General features: G+C 62.0%; 12 protein-coding genes. 6 read left to right on the top strand and 6 right to left on the bottom strand.

Annotated features, from left to right (window positions below; all coding sequences use genetic code 11):
• Positions 1–126 precede the first annotated feature (126 nt).
• Positions 127–945 (bottom strand): MipA/OmpV family protein, encoded by an 819-nt coding sequence (locus PQQ96_RS16320; RefSeq protein ID WP_408293575.1) that lies wholly within the window; start codon positions 943–945, stop codon positions 127–129.
• A 220-nt stretch (positions 946–1,165) separates the two neighbouring features.
• On the bottom strand, positions 1,166–1,513 hold the full coding sequence (locus tag PQQ96_RS16315) for an FKBP-type peptidyl-prolyl cis-trans isomerase (RefSeq protein ID WP_408293699.1): 348 nt from the start codon (positions 1,511–1,513) through the stop codon (positions 1,166–1,168).
• 283 nt (positions 1,514–1,796) lie between these two features.
• On the opposite strand from PQQ96_RS16315, the gene PQQ96_RS16310 reads away from it, so the two are divergent.
• Positions 1,797–3,086 carry an NRAMP family divalent metal transporter gene (locus PQQ96_RS16310; RefSeq protein ID WP_408293572.1) on the top strand — a complete coding sequence of 430 codons (1,290 nt, stop codon included), beginning with the start codon at positions 1,797–1,799 and terminating at the stop codon, positions 3,084–3,086.
• 14 nt (positions 3,087–3,100) lie between these two features.
• Here the strand turns inward: PQQ96_RS16310 and PQQ96_RS16305 are convergent, their stop codons facing one another.
• A complete protein-coding gene (locus PQQ96_RS16305; RefSeq protein WP_408293569.1) occupies positions 3,101–3,601 on the bottom strand; it encodes a MarR family winged helix-turn-helix transcriptional regulator in 501 nt (166 codons plus the stop codon).
• 225 nt (positions 3,602–3,826) lie between these two features.
• On the opposite strand from PQQ96_RS16305, the gene PQQ96_RS16300 reads away from it, so the two are divergent.
• Together PQQ96_RS16300 and PQQ96_RS16295 are read left to right on the top strand one after the other, a co-directional pair.
• On the top strand, positions 3,827–5,398 hold the full coding sequence (locus tag PQQ96_RS16300) for a sulfatase-like hydrolase/transferase (RefSeq protein ID WP_408293566.1): 1,572 nt from the start codon (positions 3,827–3,829) through the stop codon (positions 5,396–5,398).
• Positions 5,399–5,548: 150 nt separating this feature from the next.
• Entirely contained in the window at positions 5,549–6,883 is a 1,335-nt protein-coding gene (locus tag PQQ96_RS16295; RefSeq protein ID WP_408293563.1) for an MFS transporter, read from the top strand.
• A gap of 16 nt (positions 6,884–6,899) precedes the next feature.
• Here PQQ96_RS16295 and PQQ96_RS16290 read toward each other — a convergent pair whose 3' ends face one another.
• Both PQQ96_RS16290 and PQQ96_RS16285 read right to left on the bottom strand, forming a co-directional pair.
• Positions 6,900–7,766, bottom strand: a complete 867-nt coding sequence (locus PQQ96_RS16290; RefSeq protein WP_408293560.1) for a carbon-nitrogen hydrolase family protein — start codon at positions 7,764–7,766, stop codon at positions 6,900–6,902.
• A gap of 112 nt (positions 7,767–7,878) precedes the next feature.
• Positions 7,879–9,180, bottom strand: coding sequence for a hypothetical protein (locus PQQ96_RS16285; protein WP_408293557.1), 1,302 nt, complete (start codon positions 9,178–9,180; stop codon positions 7,879–7,881).
• Between the two features lie 1,258 nt (positions 9,181–10,438).
• On the opposite strand from PQQ96_RS16285, the gene PQQ96_RS16280 reads away from it, so the two are divergent.
• Positions 10,439–11,200 (top strand): 3-oxoacyl-ACP reductase, encoded by a 762-nt coding sequence (locus PQQ96_RS16280; protein ID WP_408293554.1) that lies wholly within the window; start codon positions 10,439–10,441, stop codon positions 11,198–11,200.
• Positions 11,201–11,238: 38 nt separating this feature from the next.
• Here PQQ96_RS16280 and PQQ96_RS16275 read toward each other — a convergent pair whose 3' ends face one another.
• Positions 11,239–12,225: a zinc-dependent alcohol dehydrogenase family protein gene (locus PQQ96_RS16275; protein ID WP_408293552.1), complete on the bottom strand. Its 987-nt coding sequence runs from the start codon at positions 12,223–12,225 to the stop codon at positions 11,239–11,241.
• 424 nt (positions 12,226–12,649) lie between these two features.
• Between PQQ96_RS16275 and PQQ96_RS16270 the strand changes: the two genes are divergently transcribed.
• Both PQQ96_RS16270 and PQQ96_RS16265 read left to right on the top strand, forming a co-directional pair.
• Positions 12,650–14,038 (top strand): FAD-binding oxidoreductase, encoded by a 1,389-nt coding sequence (locus PQQ96_RS16270; protein WP_408293549.1) that lies wholly within the window; start codon positions 12,650–12,652, stop codon positions 14,036–14,038.
• Positions 14,039–14,240: 202 nt separating this feature from the next.
• Positions 14,241–14,831 (top strand): BPSL1445 family SYLF domain-containing lipoprotein, encoded by a 591-nt coding sequence (locus tag PQQ96_RS16265; RefSeq protein ID WP_408293546.1) that lies wholly within the window; start codon positions 14,241–14,243, stop codon positions 14,829–14,831.
• Positions 14,832–15,073: the final 242 nt, after the last annotated feature.

Genomic DNA, 15,073 nt, shown 5'->3' with positions numbered 1-15,073 from the left:
TCCCGACGCGCAACGAATGACGGCCAGATCTTCCGGAATGCGCAAAGCGCGTGTTGCAGCGCCAGCGCACGCGTAGAAAGTAAACGACTGAGTACGGCGGAACTTTAAAAAAGACGCCGCCCGCGCTCAGCGAAAAGCATACGCCACACCGACACCATACGTAATCTGATTGCGCGTCCCGCGCTGCGTGACGATCGGACTGTCGGCAGCCGAGCCCGTTAATCTCTGGTAGTAGATCATCGCGCCGCCGAACCAGTTCTTGTTGAACTGGTAGATCGCGGCGCCCCAACTGGTGATCTGTTCCAGACCGCCAGACGGACTGAATGCGGGCAGACCACTGCGCCCGGCATCTTCCGCGGTCACGCCGAAGTAGGTTTGATTGAAGCCCTGGCTGACCCAGCCGGCACCCAGCCCTGCCCCGAGAAAGATGCGGGGCGACACCGGCGCCCAGGCACTGCCGTTGACCGAAACGCGTGCGCCGGTATAAACGCTGCCGGCATTCGTCAAGACTGTGACGGTACCGCGCAGGCGATAGGGAAAGCTGCCGGCGTGGTCATATTCGTAGCCGACATAGCCGCCCCCCTCGACGGTCGTGTCGACCTCGTGAATCTGCGAGACGACCGGGTCGTCGACATGGCTGCGCCCCAATCGCAGCGCGACGGCGGGGCCCCATTGGAATCCGGTCACACCACCGAAGTCGAATTGCGCATAAGGTCCATACCATTCAAGCAGATGTCCGCCACTGGTCACATAGCGCAGGCCTGGCACGACACCCACCATGCGATCTTTACCGCCTGCGTAATCGGTCGTGGAGCCGAATCCGCCACCGACCATATTCGGCAGCGAATCCGGCAGATCGAACCCCGCGGCCCATACGGCGTGAGTTGCGCTGCCGAATAACGCGGCGACAACCAGATGCTGAATTTTCAGGTTTGTTATTTTCATGGTCTGGCAATGGAGAGAGAGTGCAAGTCCAGAACTTCTCTTCTTTTAGAAAAACCAGGCTATCGGACATACGGCAAGCTCGCCGGATGGCGCTTTGACAAAGACGCTTCTGGCGCGTCATCACGGATAGCGTTCAGTAAACCGCTGTCCTGCCCCGGAAAAGAAAAACCCCGCTGCAGTCTCCGGAGCGGGGTTCAGTCTCAGCGCATTTCGCACCGTATTACTTGACAATACCAACGAGCTCGACTTCAAACGTCAGGTCGCTATTCGGCGGAATCGGGCCGACGCCGCGCTCGCCATAGGCCGTCGCCGCCGGGCAGGTCAGCTTGGCCTTCTCACCGACCTTCATCTTTTGCACGCCTTGTGTCCAGCACGGAATCACGCGATTGAGCGGGAAGGTTGCCGGGCCGCCATGTTTCGCCGAACTATCGAACTCGGTGCCATTGGCGAGTGTGCCGCGATAGTTGACTTTCACGACGTCGTCAGCGGCCGGCTGGGCGCCCGTGCCCGGGCTGAGATGCTCAACGATCACGCCGGAAGGCAGTTTTTCAATGGTAGAAGCAGCCATCGCCGTCGAAGAAAGAACAGCCGCGGCGACCAAAGCAACGATAGATTTCAAAGCGAGTCTCCAGGTGGGTAGTGCGCGCCATTGTAGCGGATGACATGTTGCATGCCGCCGTTCACCAAGGCAAACACTCGCCGAGTCAATGGAAATTGAGCGGCGAGACCAGTGGCACAGAGAATGCTACCCGGTTGAGAACGACGCGTATCCCTCCAACGGCGTTCGCACACCCGATCCCTATACGACTCAACACGCGACTCAACACGGTTTCCCCATACAGGCGGATACGATGACCACTGAAAACCTGGAACCGGAAGTTGTCGTTGAAGACATCGCCGAACGCTCCTGGATGAAACGGCTAGGTCCCGGCCTGATTACCGGCGCCGCGGACGACGACCCGAGCGGCATCGCCACCTATTCGCAGGCCGGCGCGCAATTTGGCTTCGGACTGTTATGGACGTTGCTGTTCACCTACCCGCTGATGGTCGCGATACAGCTGGTCAGTGCGCGCATGGGACGGGTGACGGGTCGCGGCCTCGCAACCAATCTACGCCGCCACTACCCCGCTCCGCTTCTGTATCTCGCGGTACTGCTTCTGCTCGCGGCCAACACGATCAATATCGCAGCCGACCTTGCGGCAATGGGCGCCGCCGCCAGACTGGTGATCGGCGGGCCGGTTCAGCTCTACGTCGCGTTGCTGGGCACCGCGTCCCTGCTGATGCAGATGTTCATTCCGTATGAACGCTACGCGAGCATGCTGAAATGGCTGACGCTTGCGTTGTTCGCCTACGTCGCCATCATTTTCGTGATTCCGATCGATTGGAAAGCCGTCGGCCTGAGTATCGTGAAACCGCCGATCCAATTCTCCAGCGACTATCTGACCACCGTGGTCGCAGTGCTTGGGACGACGATCAGCCCATATCTATTCTTCTGGCAGGCATCGCAGGAAGTCGAGGAAATCCGCTCGAAACCGGCCGACCAAGCGCTATTGCGTGCGCCGATGCAAGCCTCCTCCCAACTGAAGCGAATTAACATCGATACGTGGGTCGGCATGGCTGTTTCGAACAGCGTGGCGTTTTTCATCATGCTCACCGCCGCCGCCACATTGCACGCCCACCACATCGAAGTAAAAACCACCGCCGACGCCGCCAGTGCCCTCAAGCCGATCGCCGGCAATCTGGCGTTTGCGCTGTTCAGTCTCGGCATCATCGGAACGGGTTTGCTGGCGTTGCCGGTGCTGGCGGGTTCGGCTGCCTACGCGGCCGCAGGCACGATGAAATGGCGTAACAGCCTGGCGTTGCAGGTGAATCTGGCGAAGCAGTTCTATGGCGTAATCGCGGTAGCGATTCTCGGCGGCATTGCGCTCACGTTCATGCGACTCGATCCGATCAAAGCGCTGTATTGGAGCGCGGTGATCAACGGCGTCGCGGCCGTGCCGATCATGATCTTGGTAATGGTGATGTCGGCCAGCCCCAAGGTCATGGGTCAGTTTGCGGTGACCGGCTGGTTACGCTGGGTCGGCTGGCTCGCCACTGCCGCAATGGGGTTGGCGGCCGTGGGCATGTTCTGGCCGACGTGAATGCGCGTAGGGACCTATTCAACGTCCTCGCTGAGTATCGGAATGGGCCCGCTTCTGGCAATCTCGCGTTGCGTCAGTTGCGCGGCTTGTTGCTCCATCCGCTTGAGCAAACCGTCGAGTAAAACCGCTTCCTCATCGCTCAGGCAGGCCGCGAACTCGGTGTTATAGCGTTGCCCGCTTACGCGTGCCCGCTCATAGGCGATACGGCCGGCTTCGGTAAGCGCGAGCACAGTCACCCGCTTGTTCTCCGGCAAGCGCGTTTTCGCAATCAAACCCTTCTTCACCATATTGGCGACGCAGCGGCTCGCCACCACCATGTCGAGCGCGGCCGATTCGGAGAGCTGGGTCAAACTCGCGTCCGGGTGCCTGCCGACGAACGCGAGAATGCGCCAGTCGCGCCGGCTAATGCCGAGTTCCCGCCGGAACATCAGACCGACACCCTGAGTCGCCAGACGCGCCAGGTTGTGAAGCCTGTAGAGCAGAAATTCGTCGATGTGCTCGGGATGCTTCAGCACAGGTATCGATTGAGGGTCGGTCGCAGGCACAGTGAGCGTACGTCTAAAAAGGGGCTGGCGGCCATTATGACGCGCTTTGGCCGCATCGGTCCCCGTCCCGGCCCCGGCTCATTGTGCAATCGCACATTTATTTGATTAGGTCAATCGTCCGGTTCGTTTCTAGCATCGAAGCATCTCCCCGGTTTCTCCTACTTCAGGCCGCAAGGCCGCAGACGGTGCTTATAGATGGCGGACACCCGCAACGTTCTCTTTATCATGTGCGACCAGCTTCGCCGCGATCATCTCGGCTGCTACGGACATCCCTACCTGCAAACCCGTCATATCGACACGTTAGCCGCGCGCGGCGTGCGTTTCGACAATGCCTTCGTCAGTTCCGGCGTGTGCGGTCCCTCGCGTATGTCGTATTACACCGGCCGCACGATGAGCAGTCACGGCGCCAACTGGAACCGCGTGCCGCTCTCGATCGGCGAAATGACGCTTGGCGAATACCTGCGCCTGAATGGCCGCTCGCTCGCGCTGGCCGGCAAAACGCACGTGATGGCCGACAGCAACGGCATGCAGCGGCTCGACATCGCGCGTCAAAGTCCGCTCGGGCAGCGCCTCTCGACCGGTTCGTTCGACGAACTCGACCGCTATGACGGTCACCACGAACCTGGCAAGGAGAGTGGCTACCCGGCCTTTTTGCGCGAACACGGCTACGTCAGCGACAAACCGTGGAGCGACTTTGCTATCAGTGTGGAAGATGACAGCGGCGCAGTGCATTCCGGCTGGAAAATGCGCAACGTACGCTGGCCGGCGCGTGTGGCCGAGCCGCATTCCGAAACGGCTTACATGACGAATCAGGCGATCCGCTATATCGAGCAGCAAGGCGACACGCCGTGGGCATTGCATTTGTCGTACGTAAAACCGCATTGGCCCTATGTCGCGCCACGTCCTTATCACAATCTCTATTCGCTCGATCAATGCCTGCCGCTCGCGCGCAAGCCCGCCGAACTCGACAATGCGCATCCGGTTGTGGCCGCGTATCACACGCATGAAGAAAGCGTTAATTTCGCGCGTGAAGAAGTGTCGAACACCGTGCGGCCGGTTTATCAAGGCCTGATCCAGCAGATCGACGACCAGCTTGGTCAACTGTGGGACACGCTCGAACGGCTCGGCCGCTGGCAAGACACCCTGATCGTGTTCACCGCCGACCACGGCGACTTCCTCGGCGATCATTGGCTCGGCGAAAAGGAACTGTTCTACGACACCGTGCAGCGGGTGCCGATGATCGTCTACGATCCGTCGACGCGTGCCGACGCCACCCGCGGCAGCGCCGAAACGCGCTTCGTGTCGGGTATCGATGTGGTGCCGACGGTGCTCGACGCGCTCGGCCTGCCGGCCTATGAAGAGCGTATCGAAGGACACTCGGTTCTGGCGCTCACGCGTGGTGAAGCGGACCGTGCGGAAGGCTGGCGTGATTACGTGGTCTCCGAACTCGACTACAGTTTCCGCGGCGCGCGTCTCGCACTGGAACGTAAACCCGACGAATGCCGCGGTTGGATGGTGCGCGATATGCGCTGGAAATACATACACTGGCAGGGCTACCGTCCGCAACTCTTTGATCTGGCGAACGATCCGGACGAATACGTCGATCTCGGCGCCGACGCGAGTTACGCCGTCATCCGCGCGCAAATGCATGCAAAGCTCGCCGACTGGTACGGCTCGTTGAAACAGCGCGTCACGATCGATAACCCGACTGTCGAAAGCAAGACCAACACGCACAAGGACTGGGGGGTCTTTTTCGGCGAGTGGTAGTACACGGCGGTTGGCGGTAAAGGCGCGAATGCGGCCTCGAATAGAGTCTCCAGCGGACTCTTTATTAGAGTCGCAAGCCGAGCCCGACTCAACGCCTCACAAAAACATCATATGCGCCCGGCGCAACGTGCCGGGCCGCCAGGAGACACCATGCAGCGCTCGTCAGCCTTTACGCCCGATGATGCGATCTATCGCAAGATCGCGCGGCGTATCGTGCCGTTTCTGTTCATCTGCTACGTGGTCAACTTCATCGACCGCGTCAACATCGGTTTTGCAAAGCTGCAGTTCCTGCAAGATCTGAAGCTCGACGATGCCGTGTTCGGCTTCGCGGCAGGGATGTTCTTCGTCGGCTATCTGGTGTTCGAGTTGCCGAGCAATCTGCTGCTGGAGCGCATCGGCGTACGCAAGACGCTCCTGCGGATTATGGTGCTGTGGGGTGCTTTGACCGTGCTGCTGATGTTCGTCAAGAGCGCGAGCATGCTGTATCTGCTGCGTTTTCTGCTGGGTGCCGCAGAAGCCGGCTTTTTTCCCGGCATCATTCTGTACCTCACCTACTGGTTTCCCGATCGTCAACGCGGGCGCATCACGAGTCTGTTCATCATGGCCGTGCCGTTGGCGGGCATCATCGGTGGGCCCCTGTCGGGTTGGATCATGGTCCATTTCCACGACATGCTCGGCTTGCACGGCTGGCAGTGGCTGTTTCTGGTCGAAGGCGTACCGGCCATTGTGCTCGGTGTCATGGCGATGCTCTATCTGGACGATCGTCCGGCGCATGCAAAATGGCTGAGCGACGAGGAAAAGGCCCACGTCACCGCGGCACTTGAAGCGGATAGAAAACAGCGCGGCGCACACCACGCGCCGCCCGCGTGCCTCGCCGATGTATTGCGCAACCCACGGATCTATCTGCTGTCGGCGATCTATTTCTGCGTGTTTATGGGACTCAATGCGGTCGGCTTCTGGATTCCGACGCTGTTGCGGCACGTCGGCGTGCAACAGATCGGCAATATCGGCTGGCTCAGCGGCGCGATTTCGGTTTGCACCGCAATCGGTATCGTGGCGATCGGGCGCAGTTCGGATCGTCACGCCGAACGGCGCTGGCATGTGGCGGGTTGCGGCTTCGCAGTGGCCGGGAGTTTTCTGCTGCTACCGCTTGCCGCGCATAGCGTTCCGTTCACCGTTGCCCTGCTGGTGGTCGCGTCGATCTGCATCTACGCGACGCTGAGTATCTTCTGGACGATCCCCACCGCCTATCTGGACGGCGGCGCCGCTGCAGCCGGTATCGCGACGATTACCGCGATCGGTGCGATCGGCGGCGCGGTGAGCCCTTCGCTGGTCGGGATGCTGAAGGCCGAAACCGGCAGCATCTACGCGGGCTTTGCCGTCATCGCCGCACTCCTGATCGCGGGCATGGTTGCGCTGCTGTGGGCCGTGCCCGCCCCGCGCCGCGATACGGTGGGCGTGGTGCGGCCCGCTGCGTTGAAGTAAGCAGCCGCGCGTGCGGTTAATCCAGACGGTGTACGACGTAACCACCCGACGTCTCATCGGCATGCGCCTTGAAGTCCGCAAGCACCGTCTCGCGTTCACGAACATCGGCGAGCACGGCTGGATCGAGTAGCGCGGTAATCACCTCCTCCCGCTCGCGGCTGGCCTCCTCCACGACGTCGCCGTACGGACCCCAGATCGCGCTCGCGCCGCACGTTTCCCAACCACCTGTGGTGCCGACGTGATTCGACAGCAGCACATACAGGGTGTTGTCGAAAGCACGCGCGGGAAACCAGATGCGTGACTGGTGATAGCCCGTCTTCTGGCTGAAGAGCGCGCTCACCAGATACGCGTGTGCGCCATTCATCGCGGCGCGGCGCGCGTGCTCCGGAAAACCGGAGTCGTAGCACACGCCGAGTGCGAGGCGCCAGCCGTCGATCTCCAGCATGCAGCCTTGCTTGCCCGGCTGATAAATCTTCGTCTCGCTGCTGTAGAGATGCTGCTTGTGATACGGCTCGATCAGTTCGCCGGAACGGTTGAACACCAGCGAAGAAATATGGAGGCCGCGCACGCCGCCTGCGCCATGCGTTGCCGCTCCGACGATCACGGCGATCTCACGCTGACGGCAGACGTCACGAATCGGCGCGAGCCGCGCATCGTGTTCGTCGAAGGCGTATTTAGCGGGGTCGCCGGCAATCAGATCGGGCTCATAGCCGCTTAGGAATTTCTCGGGAAAGACCACCAGTTTCGCGCCGCGGTCGGCGGCGAGGTGGGTTAGTTCGACCGTTCTGGCAATGTTTGCCGTTACGTCGCCTGAAACCGGTTGCGCTTGCGCAGCCGCAATTCGCAATGGCGCTTGCGGCAGCGGGGCCTGTTTGTTATTCAACGCGAACTCCGTTGTGAATGGACCGTTGCGGTATGCCCGCCGGGCCGTAGCGTTAGCGCTTGACATCGGCGAGCGAGGCCTCGGCATTTAAACACGGACGGCACGCTGTGCGTTAGGGCGAAGATGCGATCGTGCAGCACCTTCGCGAGTGGCCGGTCCATCCGGGACATTCACTGTGAGCTGTTCGTCGACGTGCGAATCCGATAGGTGCGGATGTGAGGGTGAGCGGATGTTCGGCTGTCCGCTCGTGTGATGCGGGACGGGATATCAGCGCGGGAGGCCGTTTGCCGGCCGCCGCGCGCTGAGGAGAGTTCGCTGCGTCAATGGCCGTGGCCGCCGTAGCCGCCTCCATTGCCACCGCTGCCGCCGGAGCCGCTGCCATGGCCTTGGCCTTGGCCTTGGCCTTGGCCTTGGCCTTGGCCTTGGCCTTGGCCGCTGCTGCCTTTGCCGCCATTGCCGTGGCCGCCGTCGCCATGACCGCCAGCACCGTGGCCGCCATCTCCATGGCCACCGTCGCCGTGACCGCCGTCACCATGGCCTCCATCTCCATGGCCGCCGTCGCCATGACCGCCATCTCCATGACCGCCGTCACCATGACCGCCGTCGCCGTGACCTCCATCTCCATGGCCGCCGTCACCATGGCCACCATCGCCGTGGCCGCCGTCGCCATGGCCACCGTCACCATGACCGCCATCGCCATGACCACCGTCACCATGACCGCCATCGCCATGACCACCGTCACCATGACCACCATCTCCATGACCGCCATCGCCATGACCACCGTCACCATGACCACCATCTCCATGACCGCCGTCACCATGACCGCCGTCGCCGTGACCTCCATCTCCATGGCCGCCGTCGCCGTGACCTCCATCTCCATGGCCGCCGTCACCATGGCCACCATCGCCGTGGCCGCCGTCGCCATGGCCGCCATCGCCATGACCACCGTCACCATGACCGCCATCTCCATGACCGCCGTCACCATGGCCGCCGTCGCCATGACCGCCATCTCCATGACCACCGTCACCATGGCCGCCATCGCCATGGCCACCGTCACCATGGCCGCCATCGCCATGGCCGCCATCGCCATGACCACCATCTCCATGACCGCCGTCGCCATGACCGCCGTCGCCATGGCCGCCATCGCCATGACCACCGTCGCCATGACCGCCATCGCCGTGACCACCGTCGCCATGGCCACCATCACCATGACCACCGTCACCGTGGCCACCGTCGCCATGACCACCATCGCCATGACCGCCGTCACCATGACCGCCGTCACCATGACCGCCGTCGCCATGGCCGTGGCCTCCGTCGCCGCCGTGGTGCCCACCGTTACCACCGCCGTTACCATCGCCGCCTGTTCCACCACTACCCGTCCCACCACTGCCTGTTCCACCACTGCCTGTTCCACCACTGCCTGTCCCGCCACTACCCGTCCCACCACCGCCCGCCCCACCACTACCCGACCCACCACTACCCGACCCACCACTACCCGACCCACCCTTCCCCCCACTGCCACTCCCCGCCCCCCCAGCACCGAGTCCCGCGGCATCCGATGTCGATCCGCCCGCACCACCGTTAGCGCCCAGCCCAGCCGACGAAGTCCCGCTGCCGTTGCTGCTCTGTGAACCCGAAGGCGATGTCGACCCCAGACCCGCAGCCGCTGCGACGCCACCTCCGCCGGACGCCCGCGATCCACCGTCCTCCTGCTTACAGCCAAGCGCGTCGAATAGCGGACAATCGCCCGGCAATGTTTGCGTGACCATCAGCTTCGTCGAACTTGCCAACGGCGCCGCAGGTGCCGCCGGACTCGTTTGAGCGCCCGCCATTGCCGCATAAAGACTCACAGCAACCGCCAATACCGCTTTACTTGTCCCCAACGTCCGCGTGTCCCCGTTTTGCTTTTTCATTTCATTCTCCTAACCATATATTCTGAAAACAGATCCAGATAACGAGTAAGCTGCTGTTCGCTGTAAAAAAAGACCCTTCAAAACACGATCGACGTTGTCGCGCACCACGCGAAAACCGCACGGCAATCGACTTCTCTCCCGCAGATAATCCCGATCCGATTTGACGTGATCCGGGAGAAACAACTGGCTGTGCGCGAACAAAGCCTTGAAAAGAGCACAGCAGGGCCTGATGGACGTTGAAGTTATGCGGAGCGCGATCCGGTGACCGTGCGCTAGCCCACGCAATGCGATAGTGCCGACCTGTTTCCAATTAATTGCGCTGTCCGACTGTCAAAGATTGTTAATTACCGTTTATTAAAATGCGTCCGGATTTCCACACTTAGATACGCAGTCCAAATCATTTTTTATAATTGAAGCTCGAATCTCTTCGTCAGATGAATCGGGCAGCCGCAGGCGAACCTGTCACTCACAGGGAGTGGTTTTCGAGCAAGGGAGTAGACCGTGGCGCGAACCAACGCTTCGTGTACGTGTTTGTCCGGACACGAAATAGCATTTGAAAAAGCGGGAGTGAGGGCGATCACACAGACAGTGCGAAGACATCACACCGGCTACTGGACCTGTCGAGGTGCACTCCGTTGCGCACATCGCCCCGCCTGCATCAGCGCCGTCGTTATCCGTGCGCTACCTCACTGAGCGAGCGAGAAAGCTGAATCAGGCGACAATAGAAAAATCACAACTTCATCGATAACAGGAAAAAAGATGCTTTTATCCCAACAATGGGTGTTGGTAACGGGCGGCGCCCGCGGACTCGGCGCCGCGATCACGCGTGCACTGGTGCGCGAAGGTGCGGGCGTCGTGGTGAATTATCGTAAGAGCGAAACACAGGCACAGGCGCTGAGAGACGAACTCGGCGACCGTGTCCTGCCGATCCAGGCGGACGTGACCGATGCTGCGGCCGTCGCGCGTCTGTTCGAAACGGCACACGCACAAACCGGGCAGCCCGTCGTGACGGTGGTCAACAACGCGCTGGCCGACTTTCAGTTCGACGGCGACGCCCGCCCGAAAATCGACGTCATTGACTGGACGCGGTTCCAGCAGCAGTTGGACGGTTCGCTCAAGGGCGCGCTCAATACGATACAAGCGGCCCCTGCGGGCATGCGCTCGCGCGGGTTCGGCCGCATCGTCAACGTCGGCACCAATCTGTTTCAGAACCCCGTAGTGCCCTATCACGACTACACGGCGGCCAAAGCGGCACTGTTGTCGCTAACGCGCACCGCTGCTCACGATCTCGGGCCAGATGGCATCACAGTAAACATGGTGTCGGGTGGCCTGTTACGCACCACGGATGCGAGCGCGGCCACTCCAGAATTCGTTTTCGACCTGATCGCAAACTCGACACCGGTGCGGCGCGTCACGACGCCTGAAGAGTTCGCCGACGCCGTGCTGTTCTTTCTGTCGCCGTGGGCGCGCGCGGTCACCGGTCAGAATCTGATTGTGGACGGCGGCCTCGTGAAGGGCTAATCCCAAGGAGCGCAGCAACGCTGCGTTCGGCGTTCCGCTCAATTCACCTCGACCACGACCTTGCCCCGCGCGCTGCCGTCGGTCAGTGCGTCATAAGCAAGCTGCGCGGTGCTCAGATCAAAGGGCCGTGCGTCGAGGCGGGGCGCGAGCCTGTTTTCTTCGGCGAGTTGCGCCGCCACGCGCAGCATCTCGCCGTGATGCGCGCGGCCTTCGCCGGAAAGCAATGCATGCAGCGTGAACACGCCCGAGTAACTGGCTTCGCGAAACGACAGCGGCGCCAGCGCATGCGTGCCCCACCCGAGCGCGCTGACCACGTGACCGAAATGCCTTACGGCGGCAAACGATGCGTCGAGCGTCGCCCCGCCGACCGTATCGACGACCAGATCGAAACCCGCGCCGTCCGTCGCCGACTGGACATATTGCTCAACCGCCTGGGCCCGGTAATCGATTGGCGTAGCACCCAACGCCTCCACCACGCTGCGGTCGCGCTCGCTAACTGTCGTAAAAACTTTCGCACCGAGTGCGAGCGCCAACTGCACGGAGACATATCCAACCCCGCCCGCCCCGCCATGGACGAGCACCGTTTGCCCTGCCTGCAAATGCGCGCGATCGACAATGCCCGAATACGACGTGATGAAAGCAAGCGGCAGCGCGGCGGCTTCACGCATCGAGAGATTTGACGGCATCAAGGCCAGCAGGTCGGCATCGACCGATACATATTGCGCCAGCGAGCCTTGCAGGCCGCCCACGCCGCCCGTCATTCCGTATACCCGATCGCCCGCCTTGAACCTGCCGACACCGTCGCCCACCACCTCGACGACGCCCGCCATGTCGATGCCCAACACCGCCGGCAACGGATGTTTCGCGTGCCCGGCGGCGCCGGCGCGGATCTTGGTATCGAGCGGATTCAGGCCGCTCGCGCCGATGCGCACCAGCACCTCACCGCGCGCCTGCTCGGGGCGCGGCAGTTCCGTGAGTTCGAGCGGGCCACCGTGCTGCTTGAGAACGAGAGCTTGCATGGACATGACACTTCCTCCGCGATAGGTTGTGAACGAGTCGAAACGAGCATAGTCCTCCGTGCAAATCGGCATGTAAACCGACACTTCTGCACGGCTCGCAAACAAAAATACCCGCTTTCGGCTGCAAAAGTGTCGCCGCGCAGCCACCATCCCAGCGCACACTCCTCACTTCTTCGCGCCGCTTTTTCCGAAGCGTTCCCACCATCCACTGCGTCGCCGAGGGTCATCACTCCCGCCATGACTCGCAGACACGTGCTGCACGAGCTTTCGCGCGGCATCGGTTGCAGGTGCGGGTTTACCTTCGTTTGACTTACGGAGACAGCCCCGTTTACTGGATGGACGCAAATTGAACCTCTTCATGCGTCTTCATTTACTTTGTTCAGCTGAATAGTGTTCTGAGATCGTCTTCCACTGTGTCTGGAGGTGTGCCATGGTTAGTGTGTCCAGTAGCGCCATCGACGAACTAAAAACCGCGACCCGAGGCCAGCTTCTGCTGCCCGGCGACGCGGGTTTCGATCAGGCCCGCAGCATCTGGAATGCGATGATCGACCGGCATCCGGCGATGATCCTGCGTTGCGCCGGCGTGGCCGACGTGCGCCGTGGCGTAGCGTTCGCGCGCGACAACGATCTGCCGCTGGCGGTACGCGGCGGCGGCCACAACATCGCCGGCACCGCGCTGTGCGACGACGGCCTCGTGATCGACCTGTCACCGATGAAATCGGTACAGATCGATCCGGCAGCGCGGCGCGCGTATGTCGAGCCTGGCGCTACGCTCGGTGATTTCGACCACGAAGCGCAAGCGTTCGGGCTCGCCACCCCGCTCGGCATCAACTCGACCACCGGCGTGGCGGGTCTGACGCTCGGTGGTGGGTTCGGCTGGCTGAGCCGCAGATACGGCATGACCGTCGACAATCTGATTTCAGCGGACGTGGTCACTGCCGACGGAGAACTTCTGCACGCCAGCGCCGACTCCCATGAAGATCTGTTCTGGGCGATTCGCGGTGGCGGTGGCAATTTCGGTGTCGTGACGCGCTTCGAGTTCGCGCTGCATCCGGTCGGGCCGCTCGTGTACGGTGGCCTGGTTGTGCTGCCGTTCGACCAGGCAAAGAGCGCCCTGCTCCAGTACCGTACGGCGGTGGAACAGATGCCGGAGGAACTGAGCGTGTGGCCCGTGGTACGGCTTGCGCCCCCGTTGCCGTTTCTGCCGCCCGAGGCGCACGGCAAGCCGGTGATCGTGTTCGCGATGTGCTACTCCGGCCCCGTCGAAAACGGTCCATCCGTCGTGGAGGTTGTGCGCGGCTTCGGCACACCCGTCGGCGAACATCTTGGGCCGATGCCGTACGCCATGTGGCAACAGGCGTTCGATCCGCTGCTCGCGCCGGGCGCTCGTAACTACTGGAAGTCGCACAACCTCGACAAGATATCGGACGGCCTCATCGATGCCCTGCTCGATGCGATCGGCACGCTGCCGTCGCCGCAATGCGAGATCTTTCTCGGGCAGATCGGCGGGCAGACGTGTCGGGTGCCGGTCGACGCCACAGCCTATTCGAGCCGCGACGCGCTGTACGCGATGAACGTGCACGGCCGTTGGGACGACGCGAACGACGACGAGCGCTGCGTTGCCTGGGCCCGCGCGTTCTTTGCCGCAGCCGCACCATTCGCGCTAGGCAGCGTGTACGTCAACTTCATGACGCAGGAGGAAGGCGGCCGGGTGGCCGATGCGTACGGGCCGAACTATGAGCGCCTCGTCGCCGTCAAGAATCGTTACGACCCGCACAACCTGTTCAGCCACAATCAGAATATCCGCCCGGCGGCTTAGAGATTGGGGGTGCGGTGTCAAACGCCGTGCCCCTTGTGCGAACGTCCGCGCATCACGACTGTCTGACACACGAGCCGTGGCGTCAGGCACGCTAAATGCTGGTTAGGAGGCGTACGGGCTGCCGGCATGGGAGCTGCCGGTGTCACGGCACTCACTGTTCAAATAGGAAATGCAACCTCCATCACGCACAAGGAGAACGATCATGCGCAGACGACATTTCATCATGACCACCGGCGCAGCTTTGGCTACGGCCGGTTTCGGCCTCGCCGGCTGCACGACCACGTCGCCATCCTCGGGCGCGTCGCCTTCGGCGAACGCCGGCAAGCGTGACTCGATCAACGCCGGGGTCGATTCCACCCTGTCGCGTCTCTACGCGAACGTTACCGGCTCGCGTGAACTGGTCGACAAAGCGCGCGGCGTGCTGGTGTTCCCGTCGGTGATTTCTGCGGGTTTCTGGGTCGGTGGGCAATACGGCGAAGGCGCGTTGCGCGTGGCCGGACGCACGGCGGGCTATTACAGCACCGTCGCGGGATCGTTTGGTTTGCAGATCGGCGCGCAGTCCAAAGCGCTCGTGTTTCTGTTCATGACGCAAGACGCACTCGACACCTTCCTCCACAGCCAGGGGTGGGCAGCAGGTGCCGATGCAACGGTCGCCGTGCTGAAGGTCGGCGCGAACGGCGCGGTCGATACCTCGACCGCCACCAGCCCGGTCGAAGCTTTTGTACTGACGAACGGCGGACTGATGGCCGGTGTATCGCTCGAAGGCACCAAGGTCTCGCGTCTGATGATCTGAGCAAGCGCGCCGGTTAGCGCGCTGTCCCGCAGTCAAACGGTCAAAGGGTGAAACGGTCCCGCAGTCACGCAACCGGCTGCGTGACACCGCCATCTGGCGGCGTCACCCGCGTCACGGTCACCGCTTTCCCCGCCTCACCCGTCACATTGACCGCACCGCTGTAAAATTCACCCGTTCTGCAATCCTGCCTGGCCACTGCGCCGCCCCTTGGTCACGACATTCATTTTGTCTGGCGCCTCGTG

Origin of the sequence: Paraburkholderia sediminicola, from assembly GCF_046027825.1 — a bacterium.
In the GTDB taxonomy this organism is placed as follows: domain Bacteria; phylum Pseudomonadota; class Gammaproteobacteria; order Burkholderiales; family Burkholderiaceae; genus Paraburkholderia; species Paraburkholderia sediminicola_D.
The sequence above is the reverse complement of the archived record's forward strand: the minus strand, read 5'-3'. Positions and strand labels throughout refer to the sequence as shown.

Coding starts and splice junctions, on each gene's coding strand:
- PQQ96_RS16320 (WP_408293575.1), bottom strand. CDS start 945: ATGAAAATAACAAACCTGAAAATTCAGCATCTGGTTGTCGCCGCGTTA.
- PQQ96_RS16315 (WP_408293699.1), bottom strand. CDS start 1,513: ATGGCTGCTTCTACCATTGAAAAACTGCCTTCCGGCGTGATCGTTGAG.
- PQQ96_RS16310 (WP_408293572.1), top strand. CDS start 1,797: ATGACCACTGAAAACCTGGAACCGGAAGTTGTCGTTGAAGACATCGCC.
- PQQ96_RS16300 (WP_408293566.1), top strand. CDS start 3,827: ATGGCGGACACCCGCAACGTTCTCTTTATCATGTGCGACCAGCTTCGC.
- PQQ96_RS16295 (WP_408293563.1), top strand. CDS start 5,549: ATGCAGCGCTCGTCAGCCTTTACGCCCGATGATGCGATCTATCGCAAG.
- PQQ96_RS16280 (WP_408293554.1), top strand. CDS start 10,439: ATGCTTTTATCCCAACAATGGGTGTTGGTAACGGGCGGCGCCCGCGGA.
- PQQ96_RS16275 (WP_408293552.1), bottom strand. CDS start 12,225: ATGTCCATGCAAGCTCTCGTTCTCAAGCAGCACGGTGGCCCGCTCGAA.
- PQQ96_RS16270 (WP_408293549.1), top strand. CDS start 12,650: ATGGTTAGTGTGTCCAGTAGCGCCATCGACGAACTAAAAACCGCGACC.
- PQQ96_RS16265 (WP_408293546.1), top strand. CDS start 14,241: ATGCGCAGACGACATTTCATCATGACCACCGGCGCAGCTTTGGCTACG.